Annotated in this window: 14 protein-coding genes and 2 pseudogenes; 9 read left to right on the top strand and 7 right to left on the bottom strand. The window is 70.2% G+C overall.

The genetic code is table 11. The annotated features are described in order from the left end of the window. Positions 1-35: 35 nt before the first annotated feature. A complete protein-coding gene (locus tag ACFXKA_RS09995) occupies positions 36-461 on the bottom strand; it encodes an Hsp20/alpha crystallin family protein (protein WP_379426870.1) in 426 nt (141 codons plus the stop codon). A gap of 311 nt (positions 462-772) precedes the next feature. Between ACFXKA_RS09995 and ACFXKA_RS09990 the strand changes: the two genes are divergently transcribed. The 4 genes and pseudogenes from ACFXKA_RS09990 to ACFXKA_RS09975 all read left to right on the top strand — a co-directional run bounded on the left by ACFXKA_RS09990 (position 773) and on the right by ACFXKA_RS09975 (position 3,291). Beyond that, complete coding sequence (locus tag ACFXKA_RS09990) at positions 773-1,726, top strand: universal stress protein (protein WP_379426869.1); 954 nt, start codon at positions 773-775, stop codon at positions 1,724-1,726. Beyond that, a complete protein-coding gene (locus tag ACFXKA_RS09985; protein ID WP_379426868.1) occupies positions 1,723-2,313 on the top strand; it encodes a hypothetical protein in 591 nt (196 codons plus the stop codon). Before ACFXKA_RS09990 ends, ACFXKA_RS09985 begins: the two co-directional genes overlap by 4 nt. Before the next feature lie 280 nt (positions 2,314-2,593). Next, positions 2,594-2,716, top strand: a pseudogene (locus ACFXKA_RS09980) (DoxX family protein); the annotation flags it as partial. Between the two features lie 188 nt (positions 2,717-2,904). Continuing rightward, positions 2,905-3,291: a hypothetical protein gene (locus ACFXKA_RS09975; protein WP_379426867.1), complete on the top strand. Its 387-nt coding sequence runs from the start codon at positions 2,905-2,907 to the stop codon at positions 3,289-3,291. A gap of 136 nt (positions 3,292-3,427) precedes the next feature. Here the strand turns inward: ACFXKA_RS09975 and ACFXKA_RS09970 are convergent, their stop codons facing one another. The 4 genes from ACFXKA_RS09970 to ACFXKA_RS09955 form a co-directional block, all read right to left on the bottom strand. Then, positions 3,428-5,032, bottom strand: a complete 1,605-nt coding sequence (locus tag ACFXKA_RS09970) for a hypothetical protein (RefSeq protein ID WP_379426866.1) — start codon at positions 5,030-5,032, stop codon at positions 3,428-3,430. Beyond that, on the bottom strand, positions 5,029-5,970 hold the full coding sequence (locus ACFXKA_RS09965) for an ATP-binding cassette domain-containing protein (RefSeq protein WP_379426865.1): 942 nt from the start codon (positions 5,968-5,970) through the stop codon (positions 5,029-5,031). The genes ACFXKA_RS09970 and ACFXKA_RS09965 overlap by 4 nt, the downstream gene beginning before the upstream one ends. A 112-nt stretch (positions 5,971-6,082) precedes the next feature. Next, entirely contained in the window at positions 6,083-6,934 is an 852-nt protein-coding gene (locus ACFXKA_RS09960) for a fructosamine kinase family protein (RefSeq protein WP_379426864.1), read from the bottom strand. Positions 6,935-6,998: 64 nt separating this feature from the next. Next, positions 6,999-7,790: a helix-turn-helix domain-containing protein gene (locus ACFXKA_RS09955; protein WP_379426863.1), complete on the bottom strand. Its 792-nt coding sequence runs from the start codon at positions 7,788-7,790 to the stop codon at positions 6,999-7,001. Between the two features lie 118 nt (positions 7,791-7,908). On the opposite strand from ACFXKA_RS09955, the gene ACFXKA_RS09950 reads away from it, so the two are divergent. The 3 genes from ACFXKA_RS09950 (at position 7,909) to ACFXKA_RS09940 (ending at position 10,066) form a co-directional block, all read left to right on the top strand. Then, positions 7,909-8,694, top strand: a complete 786-nt coding sequence (locus tag ACFXKA_RS09950) for a DeoR/GlpR family DNA-binding transcription regulator (protein WP_379426862.1) — start codon at positions 7,909-7,911, stop codon at positions 8,692-8,694. Positions 8,695-8,733: 39 nt separating this feature from the next. Beyond that, the gene (locus ACFXKA_RS09945) at positions 8,734-9,102 is read left to right on the top strand and encodes a hypothetical protein (RefSeq protein WP_379380649.1); all 369 of its coding nucleotides are present in this window, start codon (positions 8,734-8,736) and stop codon (positions 9,100-9,102) included. Between the two features lie 127 nt (positions 9,103-9,229). Next, positions 9,230-10,066 carry an SDR family NAD(P)-dependent oxidoreductase gene (locus tag ACFXKA_RS09940; protein ID WP_379426861.1) on the top strand — a complete coding sequence of 279 codons (837 nt, stop codon included), beginning with the start codon at positions 9,230-9,232 and terminating at the stop codon, positions 10,064-10,066. Positions 10,067-10,142: 76 nt separating this feature from the next. On the opposite strand, the pseudogene ACFXKA_RS09935 reads toward ACFXKA_RS09940, so the two are convergent. After that, positions 10,143-10,325: pseudogene (locus tag ACFXKA_RS09935) on the bottom strand (DapH/DapD/GlmU-related protein); the annotation flags it as partial. 37 nt (positions 10,326-10,362) lie between these two features. On the opposite strand from ACFXKA_RS09935, the gene ACFXKA_RS09930 reads away from it, so the two are divergent. Both ACFXKA_RS09930 and ACFXKA_RS09925 read left to right on the top strand, forming a co-directional pair. After that, positions 10,363-11,301 (top strand): TIGR03619 family F420-dependent LLM class oxidoreductase, encoded by a 939-nt coding sequence (locus ACFXKA_RS09930; RefSeq protein ID WP_379426860.1) that lies wholly within the window; start codon positions 10,363-10,365, stop codon positions 11,299-11,301. Positions 11,302-11,574: 273 nt separating this feature from the next. Further along, positions 11,575-12,783 (top strand): WD40/YVTN/BNR-like repeat-containing protein, encoded by a 1,209-nt coding sequence (locus ACFXKA_RS09925; RefSeq protein ID WP_379426859.1) that lies wholly within the window; start codon positions 11,575-11,577, stop codon positions 12,781-12,783. Here the strand turns inward: ACFXKA_RS09925 and ACFXKA_RS09920 are convergent, their stop codons facing one another. Then, entirely contained in the window at positions 12,784-14,613 is a 1,830-nt protein-coding gene (locus ACFXKA_RS09920) for a DUF4153 domain-containing protein (RefSeq protein ID WP_379426858.1), read from the bottom strand. Between the last annotated feature and the right edge of the window lie 71 nt (positions 14,614-14,684).

The raw sequence follows: 14,684 nt of genomic DNA, 5'->3' as shown, positions 1-14,684 counted from the left end.
GAGTGTGGGCCCGTCCGGTTCGCGGGGCCGGGATGTCACTCAGCGGACTTGACTTCGACTGTCTTGACGGGGGATTCGGGTTCACCGATGGGAACACTGACAGTGAGGATGCCCTTGGCGTAACTCGCGTCGATGCCCTCCTCCTGAGCCCCCGGCGGCAGGACGACAGTGCGGAGGAAGGAGCCGTAGGTGAACTCCGAATGTCCCTTCGCCTCGTGTTTCTCGGTCCGCTCGGCCTTGATGGTCAGCTCCCCCTGATGCACGGACACCTCGATGTCCTTGGCCGGGTCCACACCGGGAATCTCGGCGCGCACCAGGTAACGCCCCTCCTCGAGGGTGTCCTCGACGCGCATCAGGTGGGTACCCGGCATCGGGACGGCGGGCGGCGCCACAGCGTTCCACAGCTCGGCGAGGTCGGGCAGCAGCGAACCGGGCTGACGATGTACTGACAGCAGGCTCATGATCCCTCCTTACGAGAGGTAAACTGTTCTGACACAATAGATTTCACACTCCCGGCCAGCAGTTCTGTAGGGCATCGAGTCGTCGCTGCCGGGGACGGTGGTCCTTTCGCCGGTGACGGAAGTCCTTCCGCTGACCGGCCGCGGGTGCAGGGCGACCGCGGTGACCTTGTACTCGGAAAGTCGGTGACCTCGTCGACGCGACGGAATGTCAGGTCCTAGCTCACCCAGCCTCCTGTTCCGAGGGCTTTCGTCCCGCGATCCCGGGTGCGGGGTCCCTAGTCGACGGGAGCAACACGGCGAACCCTGGCTATATGGAGACGAACATCCCCACCGCGGTGACCGCTGAACCCGGTCCGGTCGTCGCCGGCATCGACGGCTCGCGGGTGGCCGTGCGCGCCGCCGAGTGGGCCGCGGCCGAGGCCGCCGCCCGGCATGCCCCACTGCGATTGGTCTCGGTCGTGCCCGCGATCGACAAGCCCGCATTCCGGCCCGGCGGGCAGCGCCACCGGGAGGCTCACGCGGCGCTCGAGGACGCGCGCTCCGCGATACTCGCGCGGCACCCCGCTGGTGAGGATGCCGACCCGCTCGAGATCAGCACCGCCGTGCTGCGAGGGCAGGCCGACCATGTGCTCGTCGAACTCTCGCGATCCGCGATGCTCATCGCGCTGGGCGCCCGGGACGTCGGGTTTCTCTCCCATATGGTGCTGGGATCCACCGCGCTGGCGGTGACCCGTGAGGCGAGCTGCCCGGTCGCGCTGGTCGGACGGCCCGCAGCCGAGCACGGTTCGATCCTGGTCGTGGTCGGCACCTGGTATACCGCCCGTGCGGCCCTGCTCGCCGGGTTCCGTGCGGCACGGGACCGTGGCACGGATGTCACCGTGGCGCGGGTATGGCAGGGGCGGCAGTGGGCGTCACCACCCGATGACGCGATGTGGTCGGGGCTTCCGCCCGATCACCACGCGGCGACCTCGGTCGTCCCCGACGCCCAGCTGCGGCAGTATCGCCGCGACTTCCCCGATGTCGAGGTGCGGCCCGTCACGGTGGTCGGCGATGCCGCGACCGGGGTCGAACGCCTCGGCGCCACTGCGCAACTGGTCGTGATCGGGCATGATCCCGAGTCCGCTCATACGGCGCGTCTGGGCAGCATCACCCAGGATCTCGTCCGCCACGCGCCCTGCCCGGTGCTGGTGGTCCCGGACCCGCCCGGAACCGAGGTCGTATCCCGCGATACGGCAACGGCTTTCCCCCAGATCGTCACGCGATGAGCGGTCTCCGAGCACGGCAGCTGGCCGCCGAGCGCGGCCCGTTCCCGCTGTTCCCCCACAGCCGGTGGGCCACCGGGTCCCCCATGCGCCACGCACAGGTCACCTCGATCGCACCCACCGGGACGATCTCGCTGATCGCAGGCACCTCTGCCGGAATCGAACCCCTCTACGGCCTTGCCTACACCCGGCACATCCTCGGACGCGGCTTCCCGCACGTCGATCCCCTGTTCCGGGCACGCGCCACCGCCGCAGGGGCGTGGTCCACCGTCTTGGAAGACGAAATCCTGTCTACCGGAACAGCTTCCGGCGCAATCGGCTTGCCGGATGAGCTCCGCCGTACATTTGTCACCGCACACGAAATCGAGCCGATCTGGCACATCCGGATGCAGGCCGCCGTCCAACGCCACACCGACGCCGCCGTCTCGAAGACGGTCAACCTCCCCGAATCCGCAACCCCCGGTGACGTCCGCCGGGCTTTCCAGCGCGCCTGGCAGGCCGGCGCGAAGGGCATCACCGTCTATCGTTCCGGCACCCGCCCCGGCCAGGTGCTGCGCTGCACCGACGCCGAGTCGTGCGAGGGCCGGTAACCGGGGACCAGCGCCAGTAGTGATCCCAGGGCCGCGACCGCCGCACCGATCCGTATCACCGGCACCGGGGCCGGTACCCTGACCGCGCACGGTATCGGCCAACGGTGCTGTGGCAGAACCCAATCCGTGCTGGCCGAGCACCGCCGGGGCCGCGACGGCGACGGTGGCGTAGACGACCAGCGTGACACCGAGCACGATTTACCGATATCGGGAGCAAGTGCTGATGGCAGGAACGCAGCGGTGGTAGTGGACGGCCGGCTCCGACGGTCCGGCGGCGGCGATCTGCATCCGGGTGGCGGTGGGGCTGGTGTTCCTCAGCGAGAGGATCCAGAAGTCGCTCTAACCACACACTCTGGGTCCTGGCCGCTTCGGCAAGATCGGAATAACCGCGACGTTCGGTGCGCCGTAACACCGGCCCGGGGAGTGCAGCCGTGACCGGGCGGTCAGGTCGCCGCCTGACGGTCGCCGAGGCCCTGGTCGTCGCGACCGTGATCGTCGGCGGGCTGTTCGGATCGCTGCTGGACCGCGCGCTGGTCGCCACGCCCGCATGGCGGGATCTCGGGGTGGTGGCGTGGGCCGATTACAGTCGGCATGCGGATCTGGGGCCAGGTGAGGTCGTACCCGGTCGGCGGGATCCTCTGGTGGAGCCTGGTTTTCGCGGCCGTGATCGCCTGCCGGCGGGATCGGTCGGTATCGCGCGCGGTCCGGGTGGCGTTGTACCTGGCAGTGGCGGCGGCGCTAGGCGCGATCGTCTCAACCGTGATCGCCGCCCCGGCGATGCAGCATGTGGGCTCGGTCGCCGACACCGACACCGCCGCGTTGCAGAACGCGTTCGACACGTTCACTGTCTGGGGTGTCTACGTGCGGGGCATCTGCTTCGCTGCCGGATTCCTGTGCAGCGTATGGGCGCTGGTCGTCCTGCTGCTCAAACACCCTCTACCGGTACCGCGCTCCTCGGACGCCGGCGCGACCACATGACACCGGTGGCAGTCGGCCTGCGACCCTCCGACGGTTCGAATCCCGAGCGCAGCAACACGAATGCCTTCACACGCTCACCCGCGACGGGGAGTGCGCACAGTCCATCGCGGTGAGGACCTCCGGCGCCACCCGGTCGTCAGGCGAGCGCGAGATCGCGGCGGCGGAAGCTGAGCAGCGCCAGCGCGAACAGCCCCAGGCCGAGCGTGGTGAGCACGAGGGCGGGCGAGACGGCGAAATGCTGCATGGGCATGCGGGCGAGGGCGTGGAATGGCGAGACTTCCAGCGACCAGGCCGGGGCTTTGAGTGCCGTGCCCACGGAGTCCCAGAGGAATGCTGTGGCGACCAGGGCGTGCACGAAGGAGACGGCTCGGGGTGCGAGCGCCAGCACCGCGGTCGCGGCGCCCACGGTGGTCACGATGAGCGGGAGGCTGTTCGCCGACGCCGCCAGGAGGGAACCGAATCGAAGGTGCTCGCCGGTGAGCGCCGCGCCGGTCCACATGCCCACCGATGCGACCAGAGTCAAACCGGCCGCCAAGGACACCGCCAGCAGGGCGCGGCCGGACAGCCATCGGAGCCGGGAGTGCGGCATGGCCAGCACGACTTCCAGCCGTCCTGATGATTCCTCGCTGCGGGCCGCCACGACCAATGTCACCGCCAGGAGCGCGGCCAGCAACTGGACCAGCGAAAAGAGCGTGGCGACAAAGCCGTCGACGGCGATCTGGCGACCGAAGAACTGCTTATAGATCGGGGTGCGCTGCATGAAGTCGAGAATGGTCTTGACCAGGCCGCCCATCAGCAGGGTGTAGGCGATGGTCCCGCCGAACCAGAAACTCAGCTGCGGAATCTCATCGCGCAGGGCGGCCTGCCACGCCGAGCCGAGCAGCAGTCGCCGTGGTCCTCGGCTGTCCCGGGCCCCGAGCACGCCCCGGCCGATATCTCGGATCCGCAGCAGATACACCGAAATCACCACTGGCACAGCCGTTCCGGCGGCGATCGCCGCCAGCGTGAGCAGCGGCGGCGCGGCCGGCGGGCGCAGTTCCTCGAACCAGCCCAGAGGCGTGAGCCATCGCAGCCACGAAATGCCCGCGCCGACGTCGGCGGGCATGCGGATGATCAAGGCCGCCACCAGAATTCCCGCCGCGAGCAACCGCGCGCCACGCACGGTGGCGGCCAGCTGCGCGGTCAAGGCGCCCACTCCGGCGAACAGCAGCGCGGGCAAGGCGAGCTGCAGCCCGAGCTCGCACGTGTTGGCGGCACTGAGCAGATGCTGCGGCACCCCGACCGCGGCGAGCACGGACACGGTCACCGCCGTGATCACGAGAGTCTCGACGGCCGTGGACGTGAGCGCCGCCGCGAACCAGCGCCGCCGGGACTGTCCGCCGCTGAGCACCAGATCGCCTCGGCCCGCGTCTTCCTCCCCGCGCAACGCACCGGTCGTGATGATCGCCGCCCACATGGCCATGATGATCCCGACGCTGGTCATGCTGCGCCACGCCACCCAGCCGGTGGGCGAGGCGATGTCGTAGGGGTAGCCGTACAACGCCCGCAGCGCGCCATTGTTCGTCAGCGGTGCGAGCATCGTGGTCCGGGTTGCCTGATTCGGAAACGCCACCACATAGGTCTGCAGCGCGGCCGTGCAGAACACCGCCATCAAAACCGTTATCACGGCCAGCGATATCCGGTTGGCGCGCAATCGTGCTCGCACCATGACGACGAAGCCGTGCACCGCCTCGAGGTTCATCGACTGGCCTCCGCTGCGCTCCCGGCTCGGCCGCTCCGGGTAGGGCCGCCCGCGCCATCGTGATAATGGACCAGGAAGATCTCCTCCAAGCTCGGCTCCCGGCTGTCGATCGTCGTCACCGGCAACCCGGTGAGTGCTGCCAGCAGCGGTCCCATCTCACCGCGGACCTCCAGTGCCGCATGGTGATCCATCGCATCGACCACTTCGACCCCGGCGACCGCGCGCAGCGGAGCGATATCGACGCCGTCCCGCGCGAAGCTCACCTCCACCGTCCGCGCCGACAGGTGCCGCAGCTGCGCCAGGGTGCCCTCATCGATGAGCCGGCCCGCCCGCAGAATGCCGATCCGGTCGCACAAGGCCTCCACCTCGCTGAGCACGTGCGAGGACAGGAATACCGTCTGCCCGCGGTCGCGGGCTTCACCGACGGTCCCGCGAAAAGCGGCCTCCATCAAGGGATCCAACCCGGAGGTGGGTTCGTCGAGAACAAGAATCTCGGCGCGGGTCGCGAACGCCGCCACCAGCTGCACCTTCTGCCGGTTGCCCTTCGACAGCGCGCGAATTTTCTTGTCAGGATCGAAATCGAAGCGCTCGATCAGCCGGTCGCGGTATGCGCGATCACAGCCGCCGCGCAGATTCTCCAGGTATTCGAAGGTTTCCGCTCCGGTCAGTGACGGCCACAGCAACGCCTCCGAGGCGACGTACGCACAATGCCGGTGCGCGGCGACCGGATCGGCCCACGCGTCCCGGCCCGCAATGCGCACCGTACCCGAGGTCGGACGATGCAGGCCCAGCAGGAGCCGGATCGTCGTCGTCTTACCCGCGCCGTTGGGACCGAGGAAGCCGTAGATCTCCCCCGCCTCGATGTCGAGTTCGAGACGATCGAGTGCGAGCGTGGATTGGTAGCGTTTGGTGACTGCATGCGCCTCGATAACACCCATGGCCCTTACCTCCGACCAGCGATGGAATGCTCCCCCATTCTCGGCTGCGGCCCCGGCATCGGCCATGGGACCTTGTGCCGTGTCCCGCACCGGCAGGGCAGCGATCGCGGAACTAGCCCGCCAGGGCGGAGGCGGCTGCGGCGAGGAGCATGCCCCGGTAGGAGCCGCCGAAGAGGATTACGTGGACGAGGAGGGGGTGGAGTTGGTGGAGGGGGATGCGTTGGCGCCAGCCGGAACTCAGGGGGGTGGTTTCTTGGTAGGCGGCGAGGATGCGGTCGAGGTGGGGGGCGCCGAAGAGGGTGAGCATGGCGAGGTCGGTTTCGCGGTGGCCGCCGTGGGCGGCGGGGTCGATGAGGAGGGCGCGGCCGGTGGACCAGAGGATGTTGCCGGACCAGAGGTCGCCGTGGATGCGGGCGGGGGGTTCGGGTGGGCCGGCGAGGTGGTCGATGCGGTCGATGACGCGGTCGAGGAGGCGGGTGCCGTCGCGGCCGAGCTCGGGGGCGGCCGCGGAAACGTAAGGGGCCAGGCGGTATTCGGCGTACCAGGGGCCCCAGTCGCCGGTGCTGGGAGTGTTGTCCAGCGGGAGGGTGGCGATGTAGCCGTCCCAGGGGGCGCCGTAGGTGGGTGGAGTGGCGGTATGGAGGGTGGCGAGGTCGTGGCCGAGGTGTTCGGCGGCGGTGGGGGTGGCGGGTTCGGGTGGCTGCCAGGGCAGGACGAGCATGTGGGGGTCGGCGGCGACGACGGGTGGGACGAGAGTGGGGTGGCCGGTGGCCAGCCAGCGGAGGCCGGCGGCTTCGGCGGTGAGGACGGCGGAGGCGGTGTCGTTCTGGACGGCTTTGACGAAGAGGGTGCGGCCGTCGGCGGTGTGGGCGCGGTGGAGGGTCCAGGCGTGACTGTGGCCGAGGTGGTCGACGCGGGTGATGGGTGTGCCGGTGAGGTGGGTGAGGTGCGCGGGCACGTCCATGGAATCTCATTGTGAGGTATGGACCGGCTCGGGCGGACCGACTAGTCGGATCGGGTTGCGGTGGTCAGGTTCCCGCGACGGTGAGGCGATCGCGGAGGTGGGCGGCGGTGGCGGCGTCGGCGGGGAGGAAGGCTTCGATGGCGAGTTCGGCGACGGTGACGTTCATGGGTGTGCCGAAAACCGTGGTGACGCTGAGGAAGGCGAGTTCGTGGCCGTCGAGGCGCACACGCAGTGGGACGACGGCCTGGTCGGGTTCGGGCAGGCCGGGTGATTCCGCGCCGCCGGGGTAGGCGCGCAATTCGTCGAGCAGCGCGGTGAGTTCGGGTGATCCGGTCACTTCGATCTGGCGTTGCAGGCGTTCGAAGAGGTGGCCGCGCCATTCGGCGAGGTTGATGATGCGGGCGGCGAAGCCGTCGGGGTGCAGGGTCAGGCGCAGGGCGTTGACGGGCGGCGCGAGCAGGGCGGGGTCGATGCCGTCGAGGAACAGTCCGATGCCGGCGTTGGCGTCGACCATGGTCCAGTTCGCGTCGATGGCGAGGGCGGGGTGGGGTTCGAGGCCGGTGAGGATGCGGCGGAGGGCGTCGCGGACGGATTGCATGGCGGGGGTGTCGAGTTCGGGTTCGGCGTAGACGGGTGCGTATCCGGCGGCCAGGAGCATGCGGTTGCGTTCCCGCAGGGGGATGTCGAGTTCGTCGGACAGGTGCAGCAGCATCTGGCGGCTGGGGGTGGCGCGACCGGTTTCGATGAAGCTGAGGTGGCGGGTGGAGGTTTCGGCGCGGCCGGCGAGTTCGAGCTGACTGAGCCGCCGGGTGGTGCGCCAGTGCCGCAGGAGGTCGCCTGCCGTGTGAGTCGCCATGTGCCGATCGTACGAATGATCAACCACCGCAGGCCATTACCTGGGAGGTAAGCGTCCAGCCTCGGACAATACGAAACAAACTCTGTTCATTCGAACACACCTCTGTTAGAAATGTCGGGTGGATGCCGGTGAACGGTTGGATGTGACGCTGCGCCTGGTGCAGGGCGCCGAGCGGGCCGCGGTGGCGGAATTGGCGCAGCGCCTGGGTGTTTCGGAGATGACCGTGCGCCGCGACCTGGACGCGCTCGAGCAGCGCGGCCTGGTGCGGCGGGTGCACGGCGGGGCGGTGGCGACCCGGGCGCGGACCGAGGCGGGCGGGTTCGCCGATCGCGCGGGCTGGTCGGCCGCGACCAAGGATCGGCTGGGCGCGGCCGTCGCGGCCCTCATCGCACCCGGGTCGCGCGTCCTGCTGGACGCCGGGACGACAACCGTGCATGTGGCCCGGGCGCTGGCCGAGCGCGGTCCGTTGACGGTGACCGCGCTGAGTCTGCAGACGGCGGTGTGCCTGGCCGACCGTCCCGGGATCGAGTTGCTGGTGGCGGGTGGCCGGTCCCGGCCGGGTGAGCGATCCCTGGTCGGGCCGTTGGCTTTGCGGGCGGTGGAGTCGCTCGCGTTCGACGTGTTCGTGATGTCGATCGGCGGGGTGCACGCCGAGTACGGCTGGTCGGAGTTCTGTCTCGACGATGCCGCGGTCAAGCAGGCCGGGATCGCGCAGTCGGCGCGGGTGCTGGCGGTGGCGGATGCGACCAAGCTCGGGGTGCGGGCCTTCAGCCAGGTGGCCGGGCTGGGCGCGGTCCAGGAGTTCGTCACCGACCGCTCCGCGTCCGACCCGGCGATCCATCCGGCCGGTCCGCAGACCCTCGACGCCCTGCGTGAGGCGGGCGTCGTCCTCCATACGGCGTGAACCGAATTGGCGTATGAACCGATGATCGAAGGAGCTACCGTGTCGAATTCTCAGATGATCCTGGTCGCGGGCCCGTACCGCTCGGGGACCGGCGACGATCCGGTCAAACTGGCGGCCAATGTGCGGGCCATGAACGAGACGGCCCTGACCCTCTTCCGCGCCGGGCATCTGGCGGTCACGGGTGAAGCGCTGGCGCTGCCGCTGCTCGAGACCGCCGGCAGCACGCGCCCGGGCGACCCGCTCTACGACGAGATCTTCCATCCTGTCGCCGAGCAGCTGCTGTCCCGTTGTGACGCGGTGCTGCGCATCGGCGGTCCGTCCGAGGGCGCCGATCGGATGGTGGCGCAGGCGCGCGCGGAGGGCAAGCGAATCTATCTGAGCCTGAGCGAGATTCCCGCGGCCGTCTGACCGGCCCGGGCCCGCGGCGGACCGGGCTCGAGGCGCGGGAACGGCGAAGTCGGACAGCGGGTCGGCGCCGGATACGCGGTCCGGCGTACCGCGACAGTGCGCCCGGGGTGTGGCAGGCTGGCCGGGCATGAAGACCATGCTGATCACGGGGGCCACGTCGGGGATCGGATTGGCGGCGGCGGGGCAGCTCGCGGCGGCCGGTCACCGTGTCATCCTGGTCGGCCGCAATCCCGGAAAGCTCAGTGCCGCAGTCGAATCGGTGCGATCTACCGCCGCCGCGCCGGTCGATGCGATCGAATGCGACCTCTCCTCCCTCGCCGAGGTACGGCAGCTCGCCGCAACCGTCGCCGCTCGATACGACCGGCTCGACGTGCTGGCCAACAATGCGGGCGCATTCCACATGTCGCGCACCGAAACCGGGGACGGTCTGGAAGCCACCTTCGCGGTGAACCATCTCGCCGGATTCCTGCTCACCGAACTGCTGCTGGATCTGCTGCGCCACAGTGCCCCGGCGCGGATCCTGTTCACCTCGTCGGTCATGCACTACGGCAATGCCCTCGACTTCGAGGACCTGCAACTGCGGCACGGCTACAGCGGCGCCACCGCCTACGGCCGTGCCAAGCTCGCCAACATTCTGTACACGCGCGACCTGGCCCGGCGGCTGGACGGAACCCGGGTGACCGCCAACGCCTTCCATCCGGGGGTCGTCGCCACCGGCATCTGGGATGCCGCCCCCTGGTTCGCCCGGCCCGCGCTGGCGCTCGGCAAACGCCTGTTCATGACCGACGCCGGCACGGCCGCGAGGGCCCTCACCTATCTGGCGACCGACCCCGACGTCTCCTGCGTGTCCGGCTGCTACTTCGCGCGCAACCGTGTCAAGGCGCCCTCCCCCGCCGCCCAGGACGACGCGGCCGCCACCCGCCTGCACCGGCTGTGCGCCGACCTGGCGGGCCTGCCCGGATAAGGTCACGCCGAACCAACTTCGGCATCGGTGAGCGAAGTCGCACCAGATCCGGTTCCGTGCCCGTTGCCGATATCGGTCACAGCGGCCGGATCACCCGCGCGGGATTGCCTGCGGCGAACACCTTTTCGGGCAGCTCACGGGTCACGACGCTGCCCGCCCCAACCACCGTGTTCGCACCGATGCTCACTCCCGGGCAGACGATGACCCCGCCGCCGAGCCAGACATTGTCGCCGATGGTGATGGGCGCGGCCGTCTCCCATGTGCTCTCCCACCCCGTCCATCCTGTCCGCGATCCCGTGGCCCGGCGTGATCGCGTGTCTGGTATCACCGGAAGGGTGAAAATCGGCTTTGCTCTTCCTCAGCATGGTTCACAGGCCCGTGAGGGCGCGCGGGTGGCGCATTATGCGACTGCGCTGGAGCAGGCGGGGGCCGACAGTCTCTGGGTGGGTGAGCGGCTCATCGCGGCCACCGATCCGAAGGTCGGTTACGGGGGCAAGGACACCATTCCCGGCGAGTTCAACTCGGTGCTCGACCCGCTGGTGCTGCTCGGGATCGCGGCGGCGGTGACCGAGCGGGTCGCCCTCGGCGCGAATGTGCTGATCGCGCCGCTGCATCGGCCCGCGCAGCTGGCCCGCGCGCTCACCACGGTCGACGTGGTCAGCAACGGCCGGCTGATTCCCGGCTTCGGCATCGGGTGGTCGCCGGAGGAGTACGAGGCCGCCGAGGTCCCCTTCACCCATCGCGGCGCCCGGCTGGACGAGACCCTCGATGCGCTGGAAGCCATCTGGACCACCGACCCGGCCGGATATCGCGGCCGCTACGTGTCGGTGCCCGAGCATCGCAGTGAGCTCAAGCCGGTGCAGCGGCCGCGGCCGCCGATCTATCTGGGCGCGTTCAGCCCGGCCGGTCTGGCCCGCATCGGCCGACGCGCCGACGGCTGGCTGCCCGTGGTGCCGGTGCCGGGCCCGCCCGCCTGGGGTCAGCAGCTGTTGAAGCTGCGCGGCGTCATCGACGAGGCCGCGCTCGCCGCGGGCCGCGATCCGAAGGACATCGGCACCGTGCTGCGGGTGAACGTCGCCGCGGGCACCGACCTCGAACGGGTCGCCGCCACCATCGAGAAGGTCGCCGCCGATACCGGATTCGACGACTTCTTCATCGACCTGCTCTATGTCACCGACTCCCTCGACGGCATGCTCGACGCCGCCCTGCGGCTGCTGGGCCGGCTGCGCGGCTGAACCGGCCCGCTACCCACCCGCGCCGCCCTCCATCAGCGGCGCGCCGCCCTCCGCTCAGCATTGCCGGATACCCCGGTCCCCTACCAGCTCATCGGCGATATCGCTGTCCACAGGCCGCCCGGCGCGCAGGGGATTCGAGCAGGGTGGGCGAATCCCGAGCCGGGTGGGCAAATCGGGCACTCACCGGGCATACTCGATCCCGTTGTGCCGCAGGGCCGCCGGGTGACCGCCCGGAACAAGGCCCCGGTGATGTGCTGAAGGGAGTCCGGGCCGGTGGGGTTGCGGAATCCGGTCGTGCTGGCCGGAGTCGTCGGAGTCGGAGTACCGGTCCTGGCGGCGGGGGTGGTCGCGGCGCTCACCATCAAAACCGGTGAGAGCGGCCCGGACTCGGCGGCGACCGACACGACGACGGCCCCCGCGACAGCGGCCCCGACCACCGGGCCTGCCCTGACGCCGACCGCCGTCGAGGCCGCGGCGCCGGATCCGGTCGGCTTCCAACCCGATTCGATCACCTTCATCTCCGCCGACGAAGGCTGGGTGCTGGGCCGGACCTATCCGTGCGCGAGCGAGCCCTGCCTGGCGTTGCAGCACACCGCCGACGGCGGGCAGACCTGGCAGCAGGCCCCGCTCCCGGCCCCGCTGCGCGATTCCGGGTCCAAGGGCCACTGGCTGAGGTTCGCCGACGCCCGCAATGGCTGGATCCGGGCCGGCGACAAGCTGTTCGCCACCCACGACGGCGGAAAGACCTGGCGCGAGATCGATCTCGACATCGATCCGGTCGTCGACGCCTGGTCGTTCACGATCTCCGACGACAGCGTGTACATCGCCACCGTGCAGCCCGGTGAACGGACCGTGCTGTTCACCAGCCCTCTCACCCGTGATGCGTGGACCGGTCCCACCGAGATCCCGGTACCCGGCAGCGGCGGCCCGGACCCCTCGGCCGCTGTCACCGTGCTCGGCAGCCGGGCCTGGATGGTCGTCACCAACCGGGGTGCGGAGGGTGCCCGATCGGTCGACGGCACGTGGACACCGTGGAAACTGCCCTGTGGCGGCAATGGTCCCGCCGCCTGGCACCCGTTCTCCGAAAAGCGGCTCGTCGCCCTGTGTGGCCGATCCGGCCCGTACTCCGACGGCGGCACCACCACCCAGCTCATGACCTCCACCGACGGCGGTGCCACCTTCACCGAGACCGGGCAGCTGTCGCCGACGCTGTCCGCAGCTGCCGCGCTCATCCCCGCCGATCCCACCCATCTGGTCGCCGCTCTCGACGACCATCTGCTCACCTCGGCCGACGGCGGCGCAACGTGGACGACCACCTACCGCGCACCCGCCCAGGGCTGGCGCGAGAGCTCGGGCCATTTCGTCACCGAGACAACCGGTTTCGTGATCATGACGCAGACCGGATCCAAGCACCTGGCCACCACGATGCTCGCCACCCAGGACGCGGGCCGCACCTGGACCCCGGTCAGCTTCGGCTCCTGATCACCGGTGGGCGGTGGCGCGGGCGTAGTTCCAGCCCTGCCACGAATCACCGGACAGGCGTGCGCGAATGATGTCCGCAATGGCCGCGCGCTCGGCGTCGGGCAGCCGGTCGGCCACCGGCAGCACATCCGGCGACAGGGTGCTCAGATACCCGGTGTCGAGGGACTTGCCCGCCTGCCAGCGCTCCACATTGCGTTGGGCGATGAACCGTTCCGGGTTCGCCACCGCCAGTGCCAGCACGGTCGCGAGCGCGGCGCCGACCGCCGCGCGCGGCACCCAGCCGCGCCGCAACCGCACCAGGCTCGCCAGCAGCAGCAGGTAGACCAGCGCGATCCAGGCTTCGAACACCTCCACGAGCAGCCGCATCACCGTGAACCCGTACGCCTGCTGATAGGTCCACATGCGATGCAACCCGGATGCCACGATCACCAGCGACAACCCGATCACCACCGTGATCGCGCCCCGCAACCAGCGCCGCTCGATCACCGTGTCCTGCAGCGCGTGCCGCAGCACTGTCCCGATCACCGCGAGGGTCAGCATGCTCACGATCGACAGCTGCCAGAACCCGGAGCGCGCGTACTCGGCATACGTCAGCCCGGCCGTGCGCTGCACATACCCGTCGCCGCCGAACAGCACCACCACCTGTGTGCCCACGAACGCCGCGAACACGATCGTCAACGCGCCCACCGGAATTCCCCACTCGATCGGCGAGAACCTGCGCACCCCCAGCCAACCCACCGGATCCAGCCCCCGGCCCGGGCCCGCATCGTCGGCCACGGGCGGCGGCCCCGCCAGCAGATACAGCGCCCCGGCCGTCCCCAACCCGACCACCACGAACACCAAACCCCATCGCACCGCCGCAGGCACGTCGATGCGCGGCATCAGCCCGTCCACCAGCCCCGCGAACACCGCATCCGCGCCCGCCAGCAACGGCACCACCATCACCAGCAGCGCGGCGGCCACCGCCACCGACCACCACACCCGCTGCGAACCCTTCCCGAAGCGCCCACGCGCCCCCGTCATCGCCCGATACAGCCACGGCGGCGAATTCAGTCCCGCGAACGCCACCGCCGGCAGGTCGAACCACAGCCCGTACACCGACCGCCGCACCACCGCCAACGACCCGGCCAGCGCTGCCCCGAGCACACAGAGCACGAAAAGCCAAGGGGCAGCGCGGAACACACCGACACCCAGCAGCGCCAGCGCCACTCCGACCCACCAGATCCGATCCCACGACACCCCGCCTGTACGCCCCGACCCACCGGGACGCGGCCGGCCCGCACTGCCGGTCCCGGCACCGTCCTCGGGCCCACCGGGGCCGCCGACGGAAGAAGCACCCGAGCCGACATCAACGGGACGGCGGGTGGCGGTGCTGGACGTGGGAGGCGCGGCCAGTGCGGAAGAGGGCTGCGCAGCGGGCACAGTCCCCGAAGCAGCGGCGACCGCTGCATCCGCGTCACGCGCCGCCGAGACAACGCCGTGCTCGCTCGGAACCGTCCGCCGGGCCGACCGGTCGACCGCGTACACCGCGCCCGTGATCACCAGGCCCGCGAGCAGCCATCCGACACCGGGACGGTCGACGGGCACCAGGATCGCCCCGGCACATCCCGCCGCGGCGGTAGCCGCCAGCAACCCGCTCGGCACGGGCACCCGCGCCGAGCGGGGCGGAATCAGCTGGAGTGGAATCAGCTGGGGTGGAACAGAATTCGTGGCACCCGGGCGCACTGTCGACGAACCGGCCGGTTGTGCGGCCATGGGCCACTGCTGGCCGGGAACGGCCGGGACTGCCGGCAGCGTGGGAGCGGACCACTGCCCCGGGGTAGCGATCACGGGGGTCGCCCCCGCAACGCTCGCCATATCGGGAGTCGCCACAGCAGGGCCCGCCGCATCAGGGGTCGCCA

Source organism: Nocardia sp. NPDC059228, from assembly GCF_042754245.1.
GTDB lineage: Bacteria > Actinomycetota > Actinomycetes > Mycobacteriales > Mycobacteriaceae > Nocardia.
Note: the sequence above shows the minus strand (reverse complement) of the source record. Positions and strands in the feature narration are given on the sequence as shown.

What these genes read in the sequence shown, in the direction of transcription:
- ACFXKA_RS09995 (WP_379426870.1), bottom strand. Translation starts at nt 461, where the DNA reads ATGAGCCTGCTGTCAGTACATCGTCAGCCCGGTTCGCTGCTGCCCGAC.
- ACFXKA_RS09990 (WP_379426869.1), top strand. Translation starts at nt 773, where the DNA reads ATGGAGACGAACATCCCCACCGCGGTGACCGCTGAACCCGGTCCGGTC.
- ACFXKA_RS09985 (WP_379426868.1), top strand. Translation starts at nt 1,723, where the DNA reads ATGAGCGGTCTCCGAGCACGGCAGCTGGCCGCCGAGCGCGGCCCGTTC.
- ACFXKA_RS09975 (WP_379426867.1), top strand. Translation starts at nt 2,905, where the DNA reads ATGCGGATCTGGGGCCAGGTGAGGTCGTACCCGGTCGGCGGGATCCTC.
- ACFXKA_RS09970 (WP_379426866.1), bottom strand. Translation starts at nt 5,032, where the DNA reads ATGAACCTCGAGGCGGTGCACGGCTTCGTCGTCATGGTGCGAGCACGA.
- ACFXKA_RS09965 (WP_379426865.1), bottom strand. Translation starts at nt 5,970, where the DNA reads ATGGGTGTTATCGAGGCGCATGCAGTCACCAAACGCTACCAATCCACG.
- ACFXKA_RS09960 (WP_379426864.1), bottom strand. Translation starts at nt 6,934, where the DNA reads ATGGACGTGCCCGCGCACCTCACCCACCTCACCGGCACACCCATCACC.
- ACFXKA_RS09955 (WP_379426863.1), bottom strand. Translation starts at nt 7,790, where the DNA reads ATGGCGACTCACACGGCAGGCGACCTCCTGCGGCACTGGCGCACCACC.
- ACFXKA_RS09940 (WP_379426861.1), top strand. Translation starts at nt 9,230, where the DNA reads ATGAAGACCATGCTGATCACGGGGGCCACGTCGGGGATCGGATTGGCG.